Source organism: Lysinibacillus telephonicus, from assembly GCF_039654155.1.
Lineage (GTDB): Bacteria > Bacillota > Bacilli > Bacillales_A > Planococcaceae > Ureibacillus > Ureibacillus telephonicus.
Genome location: NZ_CP155468.1, coordinates 2,875,247 through 2,897,781 on the forward strand (window position 1 = coordinate 2,875,247; position 22,535 = coordinate 2,897,781).

Below are 22,535 nucleotides of genomic sequence, written 5' to 3' on the forward strand. Positions count from 1 at the left end.
TTAATATTTCATACAAATTATTACTCAAATGGTTTTTTACGTGAAAACATCTATTTGTACATGACTTATACAAATGGATGTACCTAACATAGAGCAGGAAGCCCCCTATAACGAGGCGGCATTTTGACATGAGCTTGTTAAATCAACTATTTTAAAGCCAATAAAAAGAAAAAAGCTGTTCAGAACATTGTGCCTGAACAGCCTTATAATATTTATTGCTGTACTCTTGTAATGTGGATGTCTTTTAAAATTTGATTGATTACCCAGCTTGCTGCTATTAAGCCAGCTACCGATGGACAGAATGCGTTTGATGATGGCGGCATTTTAGCCTTTCGAATTTGAGCATTTGGATTTCCTACTTCCTCCACAACATCAGGGCGAACTACGATTGGAGATTCATCTGAGAAAACAACCGTTACACCTTTTTTTATGCCTTCTTTTCGCAGCTTTGTTCGAATCACCTTTGCGAGTGGATCTGTATGTGTTTTTGAAATATCTGCAATTTGAAATCTTGTAGGATCCATTTTATTTGCTGCTCCCATGCTTGAAATAATTGGGATACCTCTTTTCAAACATTCCTTCATAAGATGGATTTTGTACATAACTGTATCAGATGCATCAATAACATAATCAATTCCTTGATCGAAGAACTTCTCATAAGTTTCTTCTGTATAGAACATGTGCATATCAATTACTTCACATTCTGGATTTATATCTGCTATGCGTTCCTTCATAACAGCTGATTTTGATTTTCCAACTGTAGAAAGATAAGCTACTAATTGTCGATTTACATTTGTAATATCAACATTATCTTTATCAACTAAAATAATGCGTCCAACGCCACTGCGCGCACATGCCTCCGCAGCAAACGATCCAACTCCACCGACTCCTAAAATTGCTACGGTTTTATTTTTTAATTTTTCAAGTCCTTCTTTTCCGATAGCGAGTTCGTTTCTAGAAAACTGATGTAACATATTTTATGCCTCTCAATCTATATTTTACTACCCGGAATTATAACATATAGCATTCTATACTGTAAATTTGTATCGAAATAATGGAAATATACATAAATCGGAAAAGATATTGCTAATTTCCAAAAGCTAACTATTACTATCAAGTTAAATATAATGCAAAATAAAAACTCTTCCACAAAAAGTAGAAGAGTTTAGGCAGGACGAATCCCAAATATGCCGCATGCTGACAACATCGTTTTGAACCCGCTTCCCTTGCAGGTGGGTACCCGCTTCGTCTCTTTAAACTTCCCTCGTCCAGTTGCAGGGCTTGTTTGCCAAGACAAAATATGGGTTCCCTACGATTTATTGTTCGGTCAAAACAGTTAAAAGCTTTTCAAACATTTCAGGATTCGTGTTAAATTTATATTAACATTAATTATCTGAATTTTCAATCTAAAATAAAGAAAATATCAAATTTTTTTCAAAAATAGACTGATTTAAATCTTTATTCCTAGATTTTTCATATTACTTTATATAAATCGAACTAATTTGAGTAGATAGATAAACTCATCTAATTCTCACTAGATTAGATCTAAAATTATTTTCATATAAAGAAAACTGTCCCAGAAGTTTGTTATACATACTTCTGGGACAGGCTCTTAAAAATTAGTCTTCTTTTTTCTTCTTTACAGCTAAGCTAAGTTCTTCTAATTGTGCATTTGAAACTTCGCTTGGGGCTGATGTTAATAAACAGCTTGCAGTAGCTGTTTTCGGGAATGCGATTGTATCACGTAAATTTGTACGTCCTGCGAGAAGCATTACGAAGCGGTCTAGACCGAAAGCTAAACCTCCATGTGGCGGCACACCATATTCGAATGCTTCTAGTAAGAAACCAAATTGTTCTTGAGCTTCTTCTTGTGTAAAACCTAAAAGCTGGAACATTTTTTCCTGTAAGTCGCGTTCAAAAATACGAAGAGATCCTCCACCTAATTCATAGCCGTTTAATACGATGTCATAAGCTTGTGCTCGAACTTCTGCTGGATTTGTATCCATTTTTTCAATATCCTCATCAAAAGGACGTGTGAATGGGTGGTGAGCAGCTGTATAGCGGCCGGCTTCTTCATCATACTCAAGCAATGGCCAATCTGTAATCCATAGGAATGCATATTGAGATTCGTCAATTAAACCTAATTCTTTACCTAGTTTATTACGTAGAGCACCTAATGAAGCTGCTACAACTGAAGATTTGTCGGCAACGAACAATAATAGGTCTCCAGCTTCAGCATTAGTAGCTTTAATTAAGTTTTCAGCAATTTCACCTTCAAAGAATTTTGCAATTGGTCCATTCAATCCTTCTTCTGTAACTTTTAACCAAGCTAATCCTTTCGCCCCATAAATAGCTACAAATTCAGTTAATGCATCAATATCTTTGCGTGAATATTTGTCCGCTGAACCTTTAACGTTGATTGCTTTTACTTCTCCACCTGACTCGACAGTTGATGCAAAGACTTTGAATGAAGAATCTTTTACAATTTCAGAAAGCTGTACGAGTTCTAAACCAAATCGAACATCCGGTTTATCAGAACCGAAACGATCCATTGCTTCTTTATATGTCATGCGCTGGAATGGAAGTTGAACATCTACACCTTTTGCTTCTTTCATTACTGTTTGAATTAAACGCTCATTCATTTCAATAATTTCATCCATTGACATAAATGAAGTTTCGATATCGACTTGCGTAAATTCAGGCTGACGATCTGCACGTAAATCTTCATCACGGAAGCAACGAGCGATTTGGAAGTATTTTTCAAAACCAGATACCATTAATAATTGCTTAAATAATTGTGGTGATTGCGGTAATGCATAAAACTCACCTTCATGTACACGGGACGGTACTAAATAGTCGCGAGCACCCTCTGGAGTTGATTTTGTTAAAATTGGCGTTTCCACTTCTAAGAAGCCTTCATTTTGTAAGAAATTACGAATTGAACGCGTAATATCTGAACGTAATTTAAACGTATTGTACATAACTGGTCGACGCAAGTCTAAGTAGCGATATTTTAAGCGAATATCTTCCCCAATTTCTACTTTATCATCAATTGCAAACGGAGGGTTCTTCGATTCGTTAATAATTGTTATTGAAGATGCAACTACTTCAATTTTACCTGTTTTTAAATTTGGATTTACTTGACTCTCATCACGAAGTACGACTGTACCTTCCACTTCAATTACATATTCGTTACGAATTTTATCGGCGATTGCTAAAGCTTCTTTGGCTTCATCACCAAATACAACTTGCACAATGCCAGTTCGATCACGAACATCAACGAAAATTAATCCGCCTAAATCACGGCGTCTTTGCACCCAGCCTTTAAGTACAACTTTTTGTCCTTGCTGTTGTTCATTTAATTCACCGCATGCATGCGTTCTTTGAGCCATTATTATTTCCTCCATTTATTACAAAGTGAATTATTTGTTTTCAAGTAAGTAATTTACTAAAACATGGAATGGGACTTTTTCTTGATTACCAGATTCCATTTCTTTAACATTTACTGCGCTTTCTTCAAGCTCTGATTCACCAATAACGATGACAAATTTGGCACCTAATCGATCGGCAGATTTCATTTGTGCTTTCATTTTGCGATCCACATAATCCATGTCAGCAGAAATTCCCTTTGCACGGAATGAACTAATTAATTCTGCTGATTTTAATTTTGCTTCATCGCCAATTGCTACAACATAAATATCTAAGCTATCTTTTACATCAAGCTCAATTCCTTCAGCTTCAAGCGCTAAAAGTAAACGTTCAATTGACATTGCAAAGCCAATACCTGGTACTTCTGGTCCACCAATATCCTCAACTAAACCGTTGTAGCGTCCACCACCGCAAAGAGTTGTAATAGCGCCAAAACCGTCAGCAGTACTCATTATCTCAAATGCAGTATGATTATAATAATCAAGTCCACGAACTAGATTTGGGTCTACTTCATATGGAATGCCTAATACTTCTAAATATTTTTTTACTTGGCCGAAGTATTGGGCTGAGGATTCTGTTAAATAGTCTGTTAAAGCAGGTGCTGTTTTCATTAGCGGATGATCATGGTCTTTTTTACAGTCTAAAATACGCAGCGGATTCTTTGCTAAACGATGTTGACAATCCGTACAAAATTCACCGATACTTGGTTCAAAATGATTGATTAATGCTGTTCTGTGAGCAGCTCTAGTTTCTTTATCACCTAAAGAGTTAATTACCAATTTTAAATCCTTTAATCCGACTGTTTGATAAATATCCATTGCCAATGAAATGACTTCTGCATCAATTGCAGGATCTGCACTTCCAATCGCTTCTACACCATATTGTACGAATTGACGATAACGGCCAGCTTGCTGACGTTCATAACGAAACATTGGTCCAATATATGATAGTTTTACTGGTTGATCGGGATTTCCGAACATTTTATGTTCAACATATGCACGGACAGCAGCTGCAGTTCCTTCTGGTCGAAGTGTTAAAGAACGGCCTCCACGATCATCGAAAGTATACATTTCTTTTTGAACAATGTCTGTTGTATCTCCTACTCCACGTTGAAACAATTCTGTTTGTTCAAAAATAGGAGTGCGAATTTCTTTATAGCGATAGACACGGCTCAAATCACGAAGTATTGATTCAACCTTTTGCCACTTAGAAGTTTGCTCCGGCAAAATATCTTGCGTTCCTCTAGGTACTTTAAAAGCCATCTCTTTATTCTCCTTTCTACCTTTCAACATTTTTTCTAGATAGATTTCTTAGCCGTTTCATAGTTATTCTAGATTGTACGGAGTGATTCAAATAGGATTAGAACTTCGCCATTAAAAAAAGCTTTCATCCCATGCAACTATGCAAGGGACGAAAGCTATAATTTCTTCCGCGGTTCCACCCTAGTTGATGTACATATAGTACACCCTCTCGTATACGGATAACGGCCGTTTCCGTTTTTCCCTACTAACAAATGTGCTTTCGAAAAAAAACCTCACAAGTGTTGTTCACAGCTACTTACTGTAGGATAGATTTCAGCCAAGTCTTTCCTTCTCTTTTCAGCAGTGGTAATTGCTACTTTCTTGATCATTGGTATTGTACTGTATATTCACAATATATCTTATCTTAAGTGTGTGACTTAAAGTTGTCAACCATTTTCAAAAAAGAGTAGATTTTAACCCTTAATTGATTTTACAATAAAAGAGAGATTTTGTTAATTCAATTATTTGATAAAGTGAAACTTCAATCAGTAAGATTTTTAGCAGCACGGGGATGAACAGTGATACATTACTACCTATTAATACCAGATAAAACAACAAAGGAGGCAAATGATGTACCGAAAAAGGTTCCATTTAATTCTTACTATTATATTATTCTATTCATTGATTTTCGCTTCTACATATGAACCGAATAATGCATTTGCTTTCGATGACAAGCAATCAGATTTAATCGTATCTGCTGAAAAATTATATTTAAGAGAAGGGCCTGGATTATCTTTTCCAATTATTAAGACTTTAAAACAAAATCAAGAGCTTACTTTTATTGAGAAACAAGATGATTGGTATCATGTTCAAGTTGGAGATGAGGAAGGATGGGTTGCCTCATGGCTAACTTCAACAAAAAAGACAGAAAGTGAGCCTTCCATTAACAAAACTGCAATCTCACAAGTAGATCATCTTAACTTACGTTCAGAACCGTCTGTGAATTCTGCTATTTTAAATCAATTAAATACTGGAGATGAAGCAGAAGTTTTAAAAGAGCAAAATGGTTGGCTGCAAATTAATTACAATGGAACGACCGGATGGATTTCTAGTGATTATGTATCAGTCAATGACAATGTTGGCAACGTAAATAGTAATTTAACAGAATCTAGTGAGTCAGATACAGAAGAAGGAGAGTCTTCTTCGAATTCGAGTATTGAAATAGATCCAAACACATTCACAGTTGTTGTTGATGCATTATATGTTCGTAAAAAAGCGGATTTATCTTCAAAAAAATTAGGTGTTGTCAATAAGGGTGACCAATTCGAAGTACTAGAACGCAATAATAATTGGGTGAAAATTCAAAATGACGAAGTAAAAGGTTGGGTTTATAGCTTTTATGGAACATTTACTGTAAACCCTGATCAGCATACATCTTCAAACAATGAAGCAAATCCCGAGGGTGATTCTTCTAATGTAGTAACAATTATTTATAATGGGACAAACCTTCGAGAGGAGCCTTCAACTTCTTCAAATATTGTAGTGCATGCGAATGCTGGAGAAAAGTTTAGTATTATTTCTTCTAAGGACGATTGGTATGAAGTTAAAATAGATGAAAATACTTCCGCATTTGTTGCAAATTGGGTTGTTTCGACAAATGATCAAAACACTCAGGGACAAGAAAAAAAGCAAGAAGAGCGTAAAAAAGGTACTTTAAAAGGGGTAACAATTGTTCTTGATCCTGGACATGGCGGAAATGATATGGGGACAACGGGTGTCCGTGGAACCGAAGAAAAGGATATTAACTTAAAAACCGCTGAGTTACTTAAATCAAAATTACGTTCTGCTGGTGCAGAGGTAATTTTAACGAGAGAATCTGATGTTTACGTTGACTTACGTAAACGTGTTTCTATTTCACACCAGTACGCTGCGGATGCTTATATAAGCATCCATTACGATGCAACCGAAGATAGCTCCATTTCCGGATTTACAACATACTATACTAATAATTATCAAAGCCAGCTTGCGGAATATGTACATGATGGACTAGCAGAAAAAGTAACATTGCGGGACCGTGGTGTACAGCCTGGAAACTATTTAGTATTACGAGAAAATAAACAAAAAGCTATCTTAATAGAATTAGGTTATTTAAGCAATCCTAATGAAGAACGTATAGTTACAACAGATTACTATAGAGAACAAGCTACACTAGGAATTTATCAAGGTATACTAAATTATTTTGATGCACAACTTGAAAATTAATAAGGAGTTGCTCCATTTTTAGGAGCAACTCCTTTCGTTTAATCATTTTTCAAAAATACCAGCTCTTTTAATTGCTTTAAATCAAAAATTATTCGGTCCATCCAATGAAAGCCAGATAATTTGTTCTGTATGAATAAAGAATGGAACTTGACCAATTTCTAGCACAATGTATTGAGGCAAAACATGCCTTAGAATTCCCTGCTGTACAATTTTATCAGATGTTTGAACAGTTATTTTCTGTCCTATTAAATTTTTTGCTGTTTCGTTAAAATAAGGACTAATTACTTTATCTAAACGAGCCAATCTTCCACTCCTTTTTCTATATACTGGTTTTATAGTATGGGAGTAAAGAATTGTTTGCTACTACTCTTTAGTTTTAGATTCGACAATTACCGTAACTGGCCCATCATTAATTAGAGAAACATCCATCATTGCTCCAAAAATACCCGTCTCAACTTTTAAACCATATTTCTTTAGCTCTTCATTAAATGCTTCCCATAACGGGCGAGCCTGTTCAGGACGTGCTGCATCTATAAAACTTGGCCTTCTACCCTTTTTTGTTTCTGCATATAAAGTAAATTGTGAAACTGATAAAATATCTCCACCATGGTCAATGATAGAATGATTCATTTTACCAGTCTCATCTTCCCATAATCTTAGCTCTGCAACTTTTTTCGCTGCATATTGTACATCTTCCAGAGTGTCGCTATGAGTTAATCCTACTAATAATACATATCCTTTATCAATTGCACCTGTTACTTCGCCATCGACAGTAACAGATGCTTGTTTACTTCGTTGTATAACTACTCTCATCTTTTACCTCTATTTTGATTAATTTATTACTCGTTGAACGGAATAGATATCAGGTAATTGTTTAATACGTTCCACTACTTTATGCAATCCAGAAATGTTCGAAATCGAGATTGTTAAGTGAATGGTTGCAATTTTATCGTGATCTGCACGACCTGTCACTGCTAAAATATTTGTTTTAGCCTCAGTAACAGCATGCATAACATCATTTAAGATTCCTGGGCGATCAAATGCAGATACTTCTATATCAACCGGATATTCTTTTCTAACCTGCGTCTCGCCATGCTCCCATTCTACTTCTATTAAACGGTCAGCATGCTGCCCATCTTGAATATTCGGACAGTCTCCACGATGGACTGAAACTCCGCGTCCTTTCGTAATAAATCCAACAATTTCATCGCCGGGAACAGGTGTACAGCAACGTGATAATCGAATAAGTAAATTATCAATCCCTTTAACAATAACCCCTGATTCTGTTTTACGTTTTTTTGTTGAAGGGTTTTGCATTTCCTTTACAATTTTTTCAAGCGCTTCTTCCTGCTCGCGTTCTCTTCTTTTCTTTTCTGCTAAACGATTAACAATTTGTTGAGCTGTTATACCACCGACACCAACTGCGGCAAATAAATCCTCTTCATTCGTGTAATTTAATTTATCTAGTACACGCTTCATATTGGCCGGAGAAAGAACTTCTTTACTATCAAAATCTTGAGACTTGATCTCTTTTTCAATGAGCTCTTTGCCTTTTACAACATTTTCCTCACGCAAATGTTTCTTAAAGAATTGTTTAATTTTATGTTTTGCTTGAGAGCTTTGAGCAATTTTCAGCCAATCTCTGCTAGGTCCAAACGATTGTTTAGACGTTAAGATTTCAATAATATCCCCTGTTTTTAAAAGAGTATCTAGAGGAACCATTTTCCCGTTTACTTTAGCTCCGATTGTCCGATTCCCTACCTCTGAATGGACACGATATGCAAAGTCGATTGGCACCGAGCCTGAAGGAAGCTCGATTACATCCCCTTTTGGCGTAAACACATATACCATATCTGAGAATAAATCGAATTTTAAAGATTCCATAAATTCTTCCGCATTGGACGATTCGTTTTGGAACTCTAAAATTTCTCGGAACCAAGTTAATTTTTGGTCGATGCTCTCCTTCTCGTTATTAACGGTTTTCCCTTCCTTATACGCCCAGTGTGCAGCAATCCCGTATTCTGCGATTTGATGCATTTCCTTCGTACGAATTTGCACTTCTAATGGGTCGCCATAAGGTCCAATGACAGTTGTATGCAATGATTGATATAGATTTTGCTTTGGCATCGCTATATAATCTTTAAAACGACCTGGCATCGGTTTCCATAATGTGTGTACAATTCCTAAAACGGCATAGCAATCTTTTATGCTATCTACTAATATACGTACTGCCAGCAAATCATAAATTTCATTGAATTGTTTATTTTGTAAAACCATTTTTCGGTAGATGCTATAAATATGTTTTGGGCGACCATATATTTCAGCATCAATTTCGACATCATGAAGCTGTGACTTTATTTCGTTCATTACGTTTTCTAAATAGGCTTCTCGTTCAACTCGTTTTCTTTTCATCAAGCTGACAATTCGATAATATTGTTGAGGATTTAAATACCGTAATGCTGTATCTTCAAGCTCCCATTTTACTTTCGAAATTCCTAGGCGGTGAGCAAGTGGTGCAAAAATTTCTAATGTTTCATTTGAAATGCGTCGTTGTTTCTCAGCAGATAAGTGCTTCAATGTTCGCATATTATGAAGACGGTCAGCAAGTTTAATTAAAATAACACGGATGTCTTGAGCCATTGCAACAAACATTTTTCGATGATTTTCAGCTTGTTGCTCCTCTTTAGATAAATATTTAATTTTACCTAATTTTGTAACGCCGTCTACAAGCATGGCTACTTCTTCATTAAACTCTCTAACTAAATCGTCCCTTGTAACTGTTGTATCTTCTACAACATCGTGAAGAAAACCAGCAGCTACCGTTTCCGGATCCATTTGAAGTTCAGCTAAAATGCCTGCAACTTGTATAGGATGGATAATATACGGTTCACCTGAGCTGCGAAGCTGTTCTTTATGTGCTTCATTTGCAACTTCGTATGCTTTCTTTACAAAAGCAACATGTTCCTCATTCATATATACTTTGACTTTCGCGAATACATCTTCGGGCGTCAATATTTGCTCTTTCGCCATTAGTTGTCCACCTTGCTAAAAAATTTTCAGATTAGATATATAAACTTAATTGTATAAAAAATGTGTATAAAAAGTAAAGATAAGGCCTTAAATCCTTCATGAAAACCGACAATTTCGAACAATTTTCGAACATTATATGTAATTTACATGTTGAGTGTTGTCCTTTTTGTTCTCATATCCGCCAAATTTTCGGGTTTATCCGCCAATTTTATCAATTTATCCGCCAAATGTCTTTCCGAATTAAATAGCGCCTATTTTTGTTCTTACCCTCATAATGAAAATCTAGCCTTTTTAATATTTTATTGACTGTATCTTCACTCTCAATTAAAAAGAAATCTCGAAATTCTCTATTTGTAATCCACTCATTTAGTAGTAAACGATAATCATGCAACACTTGTAATAATGCTTCCTTTCATTCAACTCCACAAGAACAGATAAATTTGCCCCGTTTGTATTGCATTGTTCTGCCACAAGTACAAATTGCACCTTTTCGAATAGATGGAATTTCAAAACGAGGCTTATAGACACCCGGATAATACAATTTAAGAAGTTTTGCTTTAATAATTCAAAGTGAACATCTGCAATTAAAGGTTTCTTATATTTTAATAATAACTTCTTCACTTCTGTTCGCAAACCAATTGCATGGAAAATAGGAATTTCTCCAGGTATTTTACCAATAACTGTTGTTGGTTCTGCGATGACAACTCCTTTGTGAACAGGAACAGATAATCCTAATCTCCCAACCACTCCTTCAATAAATTCAGCATGGCGTTTTACTTGCTCAATCGGACTTTGGAAGCTTTCAATTTCTCCAGTTTTTTTCTTACGTATAAACTGATGCTTGTCTTCTTCATACCAAATAAAACCTGAAACATTTTTATTTCAATGATAAGGATGAAATATTCACAGGCAAGTAATGTATCAATTTGATGGCCTAAAGTTTCGTAATTATGAAAAAAAAACGTATTTTCTGGCAAATCAATTTCATGCCAGTAGGCGTCAACTCTTAATTCGCCTTTATAGCCTATTTCAGCACGTTTTAGAAGACCTGATATCATATCATTTGTGCTCTACGACTTAATGCTTCCCAATATGGCTATCTTTGATGGCATTAATCGTTCAATTACAACCAAAGGCATCCCCCCCTTTAATTGTACTTAAAAGAGAGGAGATGAAAGAAAATATTGGGTTTTAATGGAATTTCAATTTTTGAAGTGTTTTAGAAGTTTACTAACTAATCCTTACAGAAAACGAATGATCTATACGTAATCACAACCTCGCTAGATATTCATTAAATATAATAAACCTCTTTCAAAACTAATAGCTTTGAAAGAGGTAGATATTTGTTAGTATTCGATTAATGTTTTTACAGGGTACTCGCCAATTTTACCGCGGCCATTTAACTCTTTTAATTCAATGATAAATGCGCAGCCAGCTACAACGCCGCCTAATTTTTCGATTAACTGGATTGTTGCATCCACAGTTCCACCAGTTGCTAATAAATCATCAACGATTAATGCCTTTTGACCAGGTTTAATTGCGTCTTTGTGCATTGTTAATACGTCTTTACCATACTCTAAGCCGTATTCAACACGAACTACCTCACGAGGTAATTTCCCTTCTTTACGTACTGGGGCAAATCCTACTTCAAGAGCATATGCGACTGGACAACCAATAATAAATCCGCGCGCTTCAGGACCAACAATAATCTCTGCTCCTACTTCTTTTGCGAATTTTACGATTTCATCTGCTGCATATTTGAAAGCTGGACCGTTATCCATAATAGTCGTAATATCTTTGAAGCTAATTCCTTCTTTAGGCCAGTTTTCAACCGTTGTTACATATTGCTTTAAATCCATTATCAATTTATCCTCCTTAGGAATACTGATATTCCTTCATTCGTTCATTAAACCATTGTTTCAATTCTAAGTAAGGTGCATACAAGAGCTTCTGCTCGATTTCTAATTGTTCTACACGCTTTTTATAGATTGATGCATCAGTGAGTGCACGTTTTGGTGCATCACTATTTATAGTTGTCAGACCATTTTCTATTTTAACAAATCCTAGTTCAAAAAACACGTTTGTCATAAATTTAATTACTTCAATATTTAATCCTATGTGCTGTGATAGTTGTTGCATATGGTTTTGTAAATGAAATGCCGGCCGTTTCTTTAGAAATGTATAATACCATGCAAAATGTTCTCGAGTAGGCATGCCATTGAAAAATTGCGAATCCTGCGTAAAGAATACTGCATAAATTCTTTTCGGCTCATATTGCTTAATTACCATTTCTAGCATTTCAACATTTTGAGGCAAATCTAACAGCACGATATAAGGAGACGAATAGTCTGTCCCTTGCTCACCTACTAAATAGATTGGTTCATTTATGATTGCTTTAAAATATTCCACTGTATTTTGTTGGAATGCTAATAATGCACACTGTGTTAACGGTAATGTATTAATCCACCTTTGAACAGGTTTTTTCCCTCTATAATCATATAGCTGCCATTCATCCGTTTGAACATCCGATATCATTATTTGAGGCTTTTTATTTCCTTGCCATTCATTTATTTGTAAATCACCTACAAACGATAATTGTACTCCATAAGTAATCTCATCATGCAAATAGCCCTTATTAAAGCCAATCGCATCGATAGTACCATGAGAATCCTCAAGCTCCAATTTTATATGATTATCAGCTGCGCCAATTTTTCGCATCGAGCGAACTTTAACGTTTTGTAATGCATAAACAGGTTTAGCAAAGCCTGTACCAAAAGGGGCAAGCTTTTTGATTTCTTCAATTGATTCTACTGAAATCTCGCTAATCTCTAATGGCACATCTACTAACAGCTTTGGTTCTAATAAGTCATCTGTTAAACATTGCTCTGCCTGCTCATGAAGACGTTGACGCAGTTCATCCACATATTCCATACCAAAGGTCATTCCCGCTGCCATCGGATGTCCTCCAAAGTGTGGAAGTATATCTCTATTTTTAGCAAGCTCATTATATAAGTGGAATCCTTCAATACTCCGTCCAGAGCCTTTTGCTGTCCCTAAATTTGGGTCTAATGATAATACAATTGTCGGTCGATAATACTTTTCTACTAAACGGGACGCAACTATTCCAATAACTCCTGGATTCCATCCCTCTTTGGCAACTACAATGACTAGAGAATTTGAAATTACTGGATCGTTTTCAATCATATCAATCGCTTGTTCTGTAATTGTATTGACGATTTCCTTACGTTCACTATTTTTTTTATTTAATTGTTGTGCACCCTGTATTGCATCACTATCATTTTCACTCATTAAAAAGTGTACCCCAGGATCTGCATCTCCTAATCTACCAATGGCGTTTAATCGCGGAGCAAAATAAAACCCTATGGCATCTTCATCAATTTCATGCTGTTTTATACCCGAAATCTCACATAAAGCACGAATCCAAGGGTTATAGGATGATCGCAATTGTAAAATCCCTTGTTGTACAATGTACCGATTTTCCCCAACAAGTGGTACAAGGTCTGCAACTGTACCAACTGCTGCATATTCAAATAAATGCTCTGGTACTTCACCATATAATGCATGTGCTAATTTAAGGGCAACCCCTACACCTGCCAATTCACCAAAAGGGTAATGTCCTTCTGGCACTCGAGGATGAACAATAACATCTGCAGGAGGCAATTCTTCACCTGCTTCATGATGATCTGTTACGATGACATCCATACCTAGCTCTTTTGCAATACGAATTGGTTCAATTCCGCTAATCCCATTATCGACAGTAATAATTAATTGAACACCATCTTCATATGCCTTCCGAAATAATTTCTCATGAGGACCATAGCCATGTGTGAAGCGATTTGGAATACAAAAATCGACATTAGCTCCTAAGTCTAATAAGACATTCAACATGACCGTCGTACTTGTAATGCCATCCGCGTCATAGTCGCCGTATACTAGAATCTTCTCTCCATTTTCTAAAGCGACCTCAATTCTTTCCACTGCCTCTTTCATCCCGTGCAACAAAAACGGATCATGTAAGTTTTTTTCATTTGTATGTAAAATAGACTTTGCATCTTCAGACGATGTAAAACCCCTTGCAACTAATATTTTGGCAGCAAGTGATGATATATGTAAGTCGTTTTGTAATCGAGCAATATCATTTTCATTTGGTTGCTGAACAATCCATTTCTTTTTTGATTCAATCATTTTTTTCACTTCCTTAACTCTTTTATTATACCGGAATTCTTCATAGACTACTAATCATGAAATAGATTGGTAAACTTTCCTAAAGAAAAGGTTGCCTTTTTGAATTGACTTCATCTTTAAATGTATTTGCGAAGAGTAACGCAGGAGCAAATGTATAATCCACTTTCCACCCAATCAATAAAAAGCTAGCCTAAATAAAGAAAAATCTGCTCATGTCTAAAAATTAGAATGAGCAGATTTTTTTGCAAGTTGTAAGTGAATCATATATTGAACTGGATTAATAAACAGCTCTTATTATTAGTTTTATTAAACAACTGGCTCGTCAGAACCCCATTGTTTTTTCTCTTTTTTCTCAACAACAGTGCCTTTTTTATCCATTTCACGGCATTTTAATGTATACCAAATTTGTGCCGCAATACAAATAGATGAATACATACCAGTTACTAACCCGATAAGCAATGCTATTGAGAAGTTGCGGATTGCTGGGGCACCAAAGATTAACAGTGCCACAACAACAATAATTACAGTTAATACTGTATTAACAGAACGTGCCATTGTTTGACGAAGCGATTTATTAACAATTTCTGCAAGTTCTTCTTTTGTTGTAACTTTTTCTTTCCGATCAATATTTTCACGGATACGGTCAAATGTAACAATCGTATCATTAATTGAATAACCGACAATTGTTAAAATAGCAGCGATAAACGTAATATCTACTTCTAATCGCAAGAAGCTGAAAATAGCTACCATGAAGAATACGTCGTGCAGTAACGATGCAATCGCACCAACACCCATGCGCCATTCAAAGCGGAAGGCAACATAAATAATAATTCCTAGCGCTGCTAATGCTAGAGCATAAATGGCATTTTTCACCAATTCTCGGCCAACTGTTGGAGAGACAGTACTAACACTTGGCTCTTCACCATAATCCTTCTTAACAGCAGCTTTTAAATCTAATATTTCTTGTTGATTCAAGTCATCCTTGTACGTGATGACTGCTGTATTTTGCTCCTCGCCAGAAATAACAATTTTATCTGAAGGGAATCCTATACCTTCTAAATAATCATTCATTTCCTCTTGAGATGTTTGTTCTTCTGTAAGGATTTCGACACGTGTACCACTTGAGAAGTCAATACCTAAGTTCAATTTAAAGATGCTTATGATTATAATACCAACAATCATAATAGCAACAGACAACGTATAAAACTTTTTACGGTTATGCACGAAATCAAGACGGTCAAAATTCGTTGATAAATCCAATGTTTCCAACTCTTCTGAAGAATCATGGATTTTCGATTTTTTAACACCGTATAAGAATGGACTATTAAAGTATCCGCTCTTTACAAGCAGACCACCTAATACACGCGACAACCAAACAGCTGTCACAAAGCTTAGCAAAATTGTAATGATAAGCGTTGTGGCAAAACCTTTTACAGAGCTTGTACCAAAATAGAATAATACAGCTGCAGCAAGTAATGTTGTTAATTGTGCATCAATAATTGCAGACAACGATTGTTTTGAGCCGAGGTTGTAAGCATCTTTAATAGATTTGCCCACTCGCAATTCTTCTCGAATACGTTCCGCAGTTAAAATATTTGCATCGACTGCCATACCGATACCTAGTACAAGGGCAGCGATACCTGGTAATGTTAGGACAGCATTAATTGCATTAAATACGACTAACACTAAATAAGTAAATACTGAAAGAGTAATAATCGAAATAAAACCTGGAAGTCGATAATAAAATAGCATAAATACAAATATTAAAAGTACCCCTATGATACTTGCAAATACTGTACTTTTTAATGCTTGATCACCAAATTGGGCTCCAACAGATGTTGAATAAATTTCAGTTAATTTTACAGGTAATGCACCTGCATTTAACACACTGGCAAAATCCTTTGTTTCTTGAACTGTAAAGTTTCCGCTAATCATAACATCTGTTGTATTTAATACTTGATTTACAGATGCTGCCGAAACGAATTTTGGTTTTGGTTTTGCTGATTCAGCTTTGTAAGAGTCTACACCTTCTTCAAAATCCAACCATACAACTAAAAGATTTTCTCCAGCGGGCATTTTTGAAATTTTTTCTGTTACTTCGGCAAACTTCGAAGCATCTTTTAATGTAAGTGTAACAATTGGTCGGTTTTGCTGGTCAAATGAAGCTGCAGCTCCACCTTCTACTAAATCTTTACCATCTAGCAATAGGTTGTCATTTACATCACGGAATGTTAAGTTAGCTGTGCTCGATAATAATTCGCGGGCCGATGATTGATCGTCAATCCCAGCTAGCTGTACACGAATTCTATCGTCACCTTCAACTTGAATACTCGGTTCGCTTACACCGAATTGGTTAATACGATTTGAAAGCGCAGTAGTCGTATCCGTCATAACACTCTCTGTGATTTCTTGTCCATCTTCTAAAGGCTCTACTTCATATAAAACTTCAAATCCACCTTGTAAATCCAAGCCGAGATTTACATCTTTTAAAACTTCTTTTACTGTTGTACCCATTGCAGCAAACAGAACAATTGCAATAAGTACAAAAGTAAAGATGCGGCTTTTTAACTTCATCTAAATGTCCTCCTCAAGTTTGTGCGTACCCCGCTTTGTACACACAAAAACGCAAAAAGCGTTCTCTTTCAAAAATAATACAAAAGCATAAACTTTTTAATGATTGGAACTAAGTCAAATCATCTATTTCTTATGTAACAAATTCATTATGAGTCACCTTTGTCTAGCTGTCAAACCGAATCATCCAGTAATTATTGTTTTTCCTTCGAAAAATTAGGTTCTAATAGCATGCGTAATTCATCTTGAGTTATATCATTAAACCAATTTGTTGTTTGAAACTGTTGAATTTGAAAATAGCTTACTATTTCTGACGGTTTTATGGAATAAATAGTTTCTACAATTTCAAACAAGCGAAGTTCTTCAATTCTTTTTTTTCTCCACTTTTTTTGAATGCAAAAATTCCATATCTCTTCTGTAGTCATTCCATCATATTCATAATAATTTATTTCATCTAATTTGCTTTGTAATACTGGTAAAACTTTATTGTATAGCTGTTCGTACTGAATCATTACAATCACCCCAACCAGTAGTTTTAACTAGCAAAGTCCAAGCATACAAATATTGTATCTGATATTTTTGGAAATGAGAAGGGATTGAATGAATGGGATCATTTGTTAAAGGAACTATTTTTTTAACGTTTGTTATTTTCTTGTCGAAGTTGTTTGGCTTCATATATAGAATTCAGTTTATGAGGATTGCAGGGGAAGAAGCAGTCGGGATATATATGACGTCATACCCCGCTTTTGTTTTTTTCATTTCAGTACTACAACTAGGCATCCCTATTGCGGTTGCTAAAATTGTAGCCGAACTACATGCTAAAAGAAGAGATGGACAATTAAAGTCTGTTATGCAAACTGCTACACGATGGTCCATCCTATCAATCATTATTTTCACACCATTACTTTATTACTTTATTCCATATTTGGCGGGCACCCTTTTACATAATGAAGCAACAAAGTTTACGCTCTACATCGCTTTAGGTGCTGTACCAATTGTCGTATTCTCTGGACTTTTTAGAGGGTATCTACAAGGAATTGCTGTCATTTCAGCAACTGCTTGGTCCCAAATGTTGGAACAAGTTATACGTATAGTCCTAATCACATTTTTATTGCCATTTTTCGCAACACCAGATAATCCTGCTGCAACAGCTGGATATGCAATGGCTATTACAGCTATTGGAGAGCTCTTCTCATTTATCTATTTATATATTCACTACAACATTAAGAAAAAAAGGCCTAGACAATCAGACCCTAAAAAAGCTTATCCAGCAATGCCTTTATTGCGTATAGCAGTTCCTTCTGCCGGCAGTAGACTATTTGGAACATTCACTTGGTTTTTAGAACCAATTGTCTTTTTAAAAGCTCTTACAGTAGCAGGTGTTACCGCAGCAGGTGCAACGACTTTGTACGGAATTATTTCAGGTGTTCACATACCATTACTGTTATTCCCATCTTTTATTCCGAATGCACTTGCAATTGTTCTCATCCCTGCTGTTAGTGATGCGGTTGCAAGAAACAATCATCATTTATTAAACGAACGGATTGGTATTTCCTTGCGCTTATCATCATTAATTGGCTGTTATGCAGCTACTTATTTTTTCCTGCATGGAGACGAATTGGCAATGAGACTTTTCCATCTAGAAGAAAATAGAGGATTTATGCGAATACTTGCACCGATTTTTTATTTTTATTATATTCAGAGCCCGCTTCATTCTATTTTGCAAGCAGTTGACGAAGCCCGCCCTGCTATGATGAACTCTATTTATGGCGGACTCGGCAAGTTATTTATTATGTTTGTACTAGCCTCGCAGCCATTTATTCAAGAACGAGGTGCCATTATTGCAATAGGATTTGGTGTTTTAGTTACATCATTTTTACATATTGCAACACTTCGAGGACATAAGATGATCAGCGCAGGCTTCCGCTTTTTTGCTATTCCGTACGGTATATTCATTCTCACATGCATCATTCAAACATTTATTTTACCGATATTATCGTTTGATTTTTGGACAAATAGTGTCATCACATTAATCATTCTAACTGTGCTGTTAATTTTAACAAACCAATTTAAATGGAGTGATTTTAATTATTTACGATCAATTCTTTCTCGTCGAGTTTAATTGTACATGAAATTCGTTATTCTCATAGCAACAATAAAAAATATCTTTAATATTTCCATAACCTTCTCGACTTAAATTTTGGATAAGCCAATCCCTGTCCTGCTGTATTAGCTCTAAATGTTTATCGACAATAAAGCCGTCAACAACTAGCGGTAAAATAAGTGGATCTTCATTCTTTAAAAAAATCGATAATTTTCCGGAAGGTTCTAGAAAAGCGTATGCGATATTTTGTATCGAGGGAATTCTTTCTTCACGCATTTGTTGAAACAAGTCATCTAAATTGTACCTTTGCTTTTTCATTTCCTCCTGATTGATGACGCCATCACGAACAATGATAGAAGGATCCCCATCGATTACATCACGGATACGCTTATTTTTTAAAGTTATGAGTGAATTTAAATATTGTATCGCAAATAAGATGATAATCGGTAAAATGCTTTCGAAAATTGGTTTATCTATACCCTCTAATGCAAATGCAACACACTCTGCGATTAAAACAAATATAACTAAGTCCATAATACTTAATTCGCCCACTTCTCTCTTACCCATAAGGCGAAAGACAATTAAGATAAATATATATAAAAATACTGTTCTAAAAAGGAGTTCCAAATATACTTCCATTGTACACATCCTCTCTTCAAACATTGTAGGCACTTCAATTCATTACTATTCAATAAAATAAGAAAAGGGTAAAATCTCATTGTTTCTTAACTAGAATCGATGTCACTTTTAACTTTGGGGTTAATCTCATTTTAAGGTGCTGTAGCTTCTAGCCACTTCTTAAGGGAGGTTTATACTGCCCTATATACAATAAAAAGCTTACTAATTCGGAGCATGTCCAAATTAGTAAGCTTTTTGAATTTCAAATATTAATCTGTAATTACCCGTCCGATTGCTTGACGCTCAAATTTTAAACGTGTATTTCCATCAACAATAATAACAACTGCTGAATCCTCAATAGCGTCTACCTGGCCGTGAAGACCACCAATCGTTACAACCTTATCCCCGCGCTTTAAGCTGCTCTGCATTTGTGCAGTTGCTTTTTGCCTTTTTTGTGCTGGACGGATTAAAATAAACCACATTGCAACGAACATAACAAGTATTGGTAATAAACCTAATAATGAATCTCCCATATATAGACCTCCTTTCAAAAATCTCACTTATTAAGTATAGTATAAAACGAGTAGAAAAAGCGATTTGAAACTATCATTTTTATGAAAATAATCATATTTTTTTCAAAAATACTAAAATTTTAAGCATTTTTATTTATCCATGATATGAAGTTTTAGAAATTTTTGGCATTTGGTTTATTAAACCCGTATTTTTCGAAAAATTCTTCACGGAAGTCTCCAAGTCGATCTTCTCGAATAGCTTGTCTAACTTGTTCCATTAAATTTAATAAGAAATGTAAATTATGATACGTTGTTAAACGAAGTCCAAATGTTTCTTCAGTTCGGAAAAGGTGGCGCACATATGCACGAGTATAGTTTTTACAAGTATAGCAATCACAATTCGGGTCAAGCGGTCCAAAATCACGTGCATATTTTGCATTTTTTATCACTATACGGCCTTCTGATGTCATTAATGTTCCGTTACGTGCTATACGAGTAGGTAATACACAGTCAAACATATCGATGCCGCGAATTGCCCCATCGATTAATGAATCGGGTGACCCTACCCCCATTAAATATCTTGGTTTATTTTCAGGCAGCAATGGAGTCGTATATTCAAGCATACGATTCATAATATCCTTTGGCTCCCCAACTGAAAGTCCGCCGACTGCATATCCTGGTAAATCAAGTTCAACTAAAGCCTCGGCTGATCGTTTACGCAACTCTTCATATTCTCCACCTTGAACAATACCGAATAGAGCTTGATCCTCTGGTCGTTTATGCGCTTCTTTACAACGCTTTGCCCAGCGTGTTGTACGATCTACAGAATCCAGCATATATTCGTACGTTGCAGGATATGGTGGACATTCATCAAAGGCCATCATAATATCTGAGCCTAAATCATTTTGAATTTCCATCGCCTTTTCTGGACTTAAGAATAGTTTATCTCCATTTAAATGATTGCGGAAATGAACTCCTTCTTCTTTAATTTTACGAAAATCACTTAATGAAAATACTTGAAATCCCCCAGAATCAGTTAAAATTGGACGGTCCCAGTTCATAAACTTATGAAGACCTCCAGCTTCTTTAATGATATCGTTGCCAGGACGAAGCCATAAATGATAAGTGTTCGATAAAATAATACCCGCATTCATTTCTTTTAATTCTTCTGGTGACATTGTTTTTACAGTTGCTTGAGTACCTACAGGCATAAATGCCGGCGTCTCAAAAGAACCATGTGGTGTATGAACAATTCCAAGTCTTGCACCTGTTTGCTTACAAGTTTTAATTAATTCATAAGTTACTGCTGGTTTTGTCATGTTTGATTTATTTCCTCTCTCTAAGAAAAGTGCAAGAGTCCTCATAGCCCTTGAGCTGCTTAAAATCTCCGAGGACAAGTGGCTATTTTTACCTTCGTGGCAAGCATACTCGACTTTAGGCCACAATGCATGTGCTGCACTCTTCAAAAAATTAATAGTTGGTTTAAGTAAAAAGCAACTTTATCCTTATCGAATTGGGCGAATAAACATAGCATCTCCAAAGCTAAAGAAGCGATATTTTTCTTCCACTGCTATATTATACGCATTTAATATAATTTCTCTAGAAGTTAGCGCACTAACTAACATAACTAATGTTGATTTAGGTAGATGGAAGTTCGTTATTAACCCATCGATTGCTTTATATTCAAAGCCTGGGTAAATAAAGATGTTTGTCCACCCTTGCTCAGCTCGAATTTCACCATCATATTTATGGGCAATTGTTTCAAGCGTACGTGTTGATGTTGTACCAACTGCAATAACTTTTCCACCGTTTGCTTTTATACGGTTAATTGTTTGTGCAGCTTCTTCAGTTACACTATAAAATTCTGAATGCATATCATGGTTTTCAATCGAATCAACACTTACTGGGCGAAACGTTCCAAGTCCAACATGTAGTGTAATAAAGACAATTTCTACACCTTTTGCCTTAATTTCATCTAATAATTCGTTAGTAAAATGCAGGCCTGCTGTTGGTGCGGCAGCTGAACCAATTTCTTTTGAATAAACCGTTTGATAACGTTCACGATTATCTAATTTTTCATGTATATAAGGAGGTAATGGCATTTCCCCTAATTTGTCCAAAATTTCGTAAAAAATACCATCATAGCTGAATTTAAACATTCTACCGCCATGATCTAATTCACCTGTACAGGTTGCTTTAAGCAAGCCGTCACCGAATGTAATTACCGTGCCAACTTTAACTCGTTTTGCAGGCTTTACAAGTGTCTCCCACTCATCATCACTACCCTGCTTTAATAATAAAAGCTCTATATGGGCACCTGTTTCTTCCTTTTCACCAAATAATCGTGCTGGCATTACACGAGTATCGTTTAAAACGAGGCAATCCCCTTCATGCAACTCTTCTACAATATGTTTAAATAGACTATGCTCCACTTCACCTGTTTTTCGATCTACAATCATCAACCGACTTGCAGTACGATCCTCTAGTGGTGTTTGTGCAATTAATTCTTCTGGTAAATGGAAATCAAAATCTTCTACTTTCATTTTAAATACTTCCTTTTTC

At 35.7% G+C, this 22,535-nt stretch carries 18 protein-coding genes, 1 other RNA gene and 1 other annotated feature; of the genes, 2 read left to right on the forward strand and 17 right to left on the reverse strand.

Going from position 1 to position 22,535, the window contains the following annotated elements:
- Window positions 1-212: 212 nt before the first annotated feature.
- The 4 genes from MKY04_RS13905 to hisS form a co-directional block, all read right to left on the reverse strand.
- The gene (locus MKY04_RS13905; protein WP_126292725.1) at window positions 213-974 is read right to left on the reverse strand and encodes a tRNA threonylcarbamoyladenosine dehydratase; all 762 of its coding nucleotides are present in this window, start codon (window positions 972-974) and stop codon (window positions 213-215) included.
- A gap of 200 nt (window positions 975-1,174) precedes the next feature.
- Window positions 1,175-1,366, reverse strand: a non-coding RNA gene (gene ssrS, locus MKY04_RS13910) — 6S RNA.
- A gap of 253 nt (window positions 1,367-1,619) precedes the next feature.
- Window positions 1,620-3,392, reverse strand: coding sequence for an aspartate--tRNA ligase (gene aspS, locus MKY04_RS13915; protein WP_126292724.1), 1,773 nt, complete (start codon window positions 3,390-3,392; stop codon window positions 1,620-1,622).
- Window positions 3,393-3,422: 30 nt separating this feature from the next.
- Window positions 3,423-4,691 carry a histidine--tRNA ligase gene (gene hisS, locus MKY04_RS13920; protein WP_346234599.1) on the reverse strand — a complete coding sequence of 423 codons (1,269 nt, stop codon included), beginning with the start codon at window positions 4,689-4,691 and terminating at the stop codon, window positions 3,423-3,425.
- 141 nt (window positions 4,692-4,832) lie between these two features.
- Window positions 4,833-5,068, reverse strand: a binding site (T-box leader).
- A gap of 232 nt (window positions 5,069-5,300) precedes the next feature.
- Between hisS and MKY04_RS13925 the strand changes: the two genes are divergently transcribed.
- On the forward strand, window positions 5,301-6,932 hold the full coding sequence (locus MKY04_RS13925; protein WP_126292722.1) for an SH3 domain-containing protein: 1,632 nt from the start codon (window positions 5,301-5,303) through the stop codon (window positions 6,930-6,932).
- A gap of 81 nt (window positions 6,933-7,013) precedes the next feature.
- Here MKY04_RS13925 and MKY04_RS13930 read toward each other — a convergent pair whose 3' ends face one another.
- From MKY04_RS13930 to MKY04_RS13970, 9 genes are all read right to left on the reverse strand, one after another.
- A complete protein-coding gene (locus MKY04_RS13930) occupies window positions 7,014-7,235 on the reverse strand; it encodes a DUF2642 domain-containing protein (protein WP_246020137.1) in 222 nt (73 codons plus the stop codon).
- A 60-nt stretch (window positions 7,236-7,295) separates the two neighbouring features.
- A complete protein-coding gene (dtd, locus tag MKY04_RS13935) occupies window positions 7,296-7,745 on the reverse strand; it encodes a D-aminoacyl-tRNA deacylase (RefSeq protein WP_126292721.1) in 450 nt (149 codons plus the stop codon).
- 18 nt (window positions 7,746-7,763) lie between these two features.
- Window positions 7,764-9,962, reverse strand: a complete 2,199-nt coding sequence (locus MKY04_RS13940; RefSeq protein ID WP_126292720.1) for a RelA/SpoT family protein — start codon at window positions 9,960-9,962, stop codon at window positions 7,764-7,766.
- Window positions 9,963-10,328: 366 nt separating this feature from the next.
- A complete protein-coding gene (locus MKY04_RS13945; RefSeq protein WP_346234600.1) occupies window positions 10,329-10,709 on the reverse strand; it encodes a hypothetical protein in 381 nt (126 codons plus the stop codon).
- A gap of 26 nt (window positions 10,710-10,735) precedes the next feature.
- Window positions 10,736-11,020: a nuclease-related domain-containing protein gene (locus MKY04_RS13950; RefSeq protein WP_126292718.1), complete on the reverse strand. Its 285-nt coding sequence runs from the start codon at window positions 11,018-11,020 to the stop codon at window positions 10,736-10,738.
- 288 nt (window positions 11,021-11,308) lie between these two features.
- Window positions 11,309-11,821, reverse strand: a complete 513-nt coding sequence (locus MKY04_RS13955) for an adenine phosphoribosyltransferase (protein WP_126292717.1) — start codon at window positions 11,819-11,821, stop codon at window positions 11,309-11,311.
- Window positions 11,822-11,837: 16 nt separating this feature from the next.
- On the reverse strand, window positions 11,838-14,168 hold the full coding sequence (gene recJ / locus MKY04_RS13960) for a single-stranded-DNA-specific exonuclease RecJ (RefSeq protein ID WP_346234601.1): 2,331 nt from the start codon (window positions 14,166-14,168) through the stop codon (window positions 11,838-11,840).
- A gap of 306 nt (window positions 14,169-14,474) precedes the next feature.
- A complete protein-coding gene (gene secDF, locus MKY04_RS13965) occupies window positions 14,475-16,742 on the reverse strand; it encodes a protein translocase subunit SecDF (protein WP_346234602.1) in 2,268 nt (755 codons plus the stop codon).
- Window positions 16,743-16,933: 191 nt separating this feature from the next.
- Window positions 16,934-17,251 carry a post-transcriptional regulator gene (locus MKY04_RS13970; RefSeq protein ID WP_126292714.1) on the reverse strand — a complete coding sequence of 106 codons (318 nt, stop codon included), beginning with the start codon at window positions 17,249-17,251 and terminating at the stop codon, window positions 16,934-16,936.
- Window positions 17,252-17,343: 92 nt separating this feature from the next.
- Between MKY04_RS13970 and MKY04_RS13975 the strand changes: the two genes are divergently transcribed.
- The gene (locus MKY04_RS13975; RefSeq protein ID WP_126292713.1) at window positions 17,344-18,861 is read left to right on the forward strand and encodes a putative polysaccharide biosynthesis protein; all 1,518 of its coding nucleotides are present in this window, start codon (window positions 17,344-17,346) and stop codon (window positions 18,859-18,861) included.
- On the opposite strand, the gene MKY04_RS13980 is transcribed toward MKY04_RS13975, so the two are convergent.
- The 4 genes from MKY04_RS13980 to queA form a co-directional block, all read right to left on the reverse strand.
- Entirely contained in the window at window positions 18,838-19,482 is a 645-nt protein-coding gene (locus tag MKY04_RS13980; protein ID WP_126292712.1) for a DUF421 domain-containing protein, read from the reverse strand. The two genes, MKY04_RS13975 and MKY04_RS13980, sit on opposite strands and share 24 nt — an antisense overlap.
- Before the next feature lie 248 nt (window positions 19,483-19,730).
- A complete protein-coding gene (gene yajC / locus MKY04_RS13985; protein ID WP_126292711.1) occupies window positions 19,731-19,994 on the reverse strand; it encodes a preprotein translocase subunit YajC in 264 nt (87 codons plus the stop codon).
- Between the two features lie 152 nt (window positions 19,995-20,146).
- A complete protein-coding gene (gene tgt / locus MKY04_RS13990; RefSeq protein ID WP_126292710.1) occupies window positions 20,147-21,292 on the reverse strand; it encodes a tRNA guanosine(34) transglycosylase Tgt in 1,146 nt (381 codons plus the stop codon).
- Window positions 21,293-21,478: 186 nt separating this feature from the next.
- On the reverse strand, window positions 21,479-22,516 hold the full coding sequence (gene queA / locus MKY04_RS13995; protein ID WP_126292709.1) for a tRNA preQ1(34) S-adenosylmethionine ribosyltransferase-isomerase QueA: 1,038 nt from the start codon (window positions 22,514-22,516) through the stop codon (window positions 21,479-21,481).
- Window positions 22,517-22,535: the final 19 nt, after the last annotated feature.

Coding starts and splice junctions, on each gene's coding strand:
- MKY04_RS13940 (WP_126292720.1), bottom strand. CDS start 9,962: ATGGCGAAAGAGCAAATATTGACGCCCGAAGATGTATTCGCGAAAGTC.
- MKY04_RS13970 (WP_126292714.1), bottom strand. CDS start 17,251: ATGATTCAGTACGAACAGCTATACAATAAAGTTTTACCAGTATTACAA.
- secDF (WP_346234602.1), bottom strand. CDS start 16,742: ATGAAGTTAAAAAGCCGCATCTTTACTTTTGTACTTATTGCAATTGTT.
- MKY04_RS13980 (WP_126292712.1), bottom strand. CDS start 19,482: ATGGAAGTATATTTGGAACTCCTTTTTAGAACAGTATTTTTATATATA.
- queA (WP_126292709.1), bottom strand. CDS start 22,516: ATGAAAGTAGAAGATTTTGATTTCCATTTACCAGAAGAATTAATTGCA.
- MKY04_RS13925 (WP_126292722.1), top strand. CDS start 5,301: ATGTACCGAAAAAGGTTCCATTTAATTCTTACTATTATATTATTCTAT.
- dtd (WP_126292721.1), bottom strand. CDS start 7,745: ATGAGAGTAGTTATACAACGAAGTAAACAAGCATCTGTTACTGTCGAT.
- recJ (WP_346234601.1), bottom strand. CDS start 14,168: ATGATTGAATCAAAAAAGAAATGGATTGTTCAGCAACCAAATGAAAAT.
- hisS (WP_346234599.1), bottom strand. CDS start 4,691: ATGGCTTTTAAAGTACCTAGAGGAACGCAAGATATTTTGCCGGAGCAA.
- MKY04_RS13975 (WP_126292713.1), top strand. CDS start 17,344: ATGGGATCATTTGTTAAAGGAACTATTTTTTTAACGTTTGTTATTTTC.
- aspS (WP_126292724.1), bottom strand. CDS start 3,392: ATGGCTCAAAGAACGCATGCATGCGGTGAATTAAATGAACAACAGCAA.
- MKY04_RS13950 (WP_126292718.1), bottom strand. CDS start 11,020: ATGATATCAGGTCTTCTAAAACGTGCTGAAATAGGCTATAAAGGCGAA.
- MKY04_RS13905 (WP_126292725.1), bottom strand. CDS start 974: ATGTTACATCAGTTTTCTAGAAACGAACTCGCTATCGGAAAAGAAGGA.
- MKY04_RS13955 (WP_126292717.1), bottom strand. CDS start 11,821: ATGGATTTAAAGCAATATGTAACAACGGTTGAAAACTGGCCTAAAGAA.
- yajC (WP_126292711.1), bottom strand. CDS start 19,994: ATGGGAGATTCATTATTAGGTTTATTACCAATACTTGTTATGTTCGTT.
- tgt (WP_126292710.1), bottom strand. CDS start 21,292: ATGACAAAACCAGCAGTAACTTATGAATTAATTAAAACTTGTAAGCAA.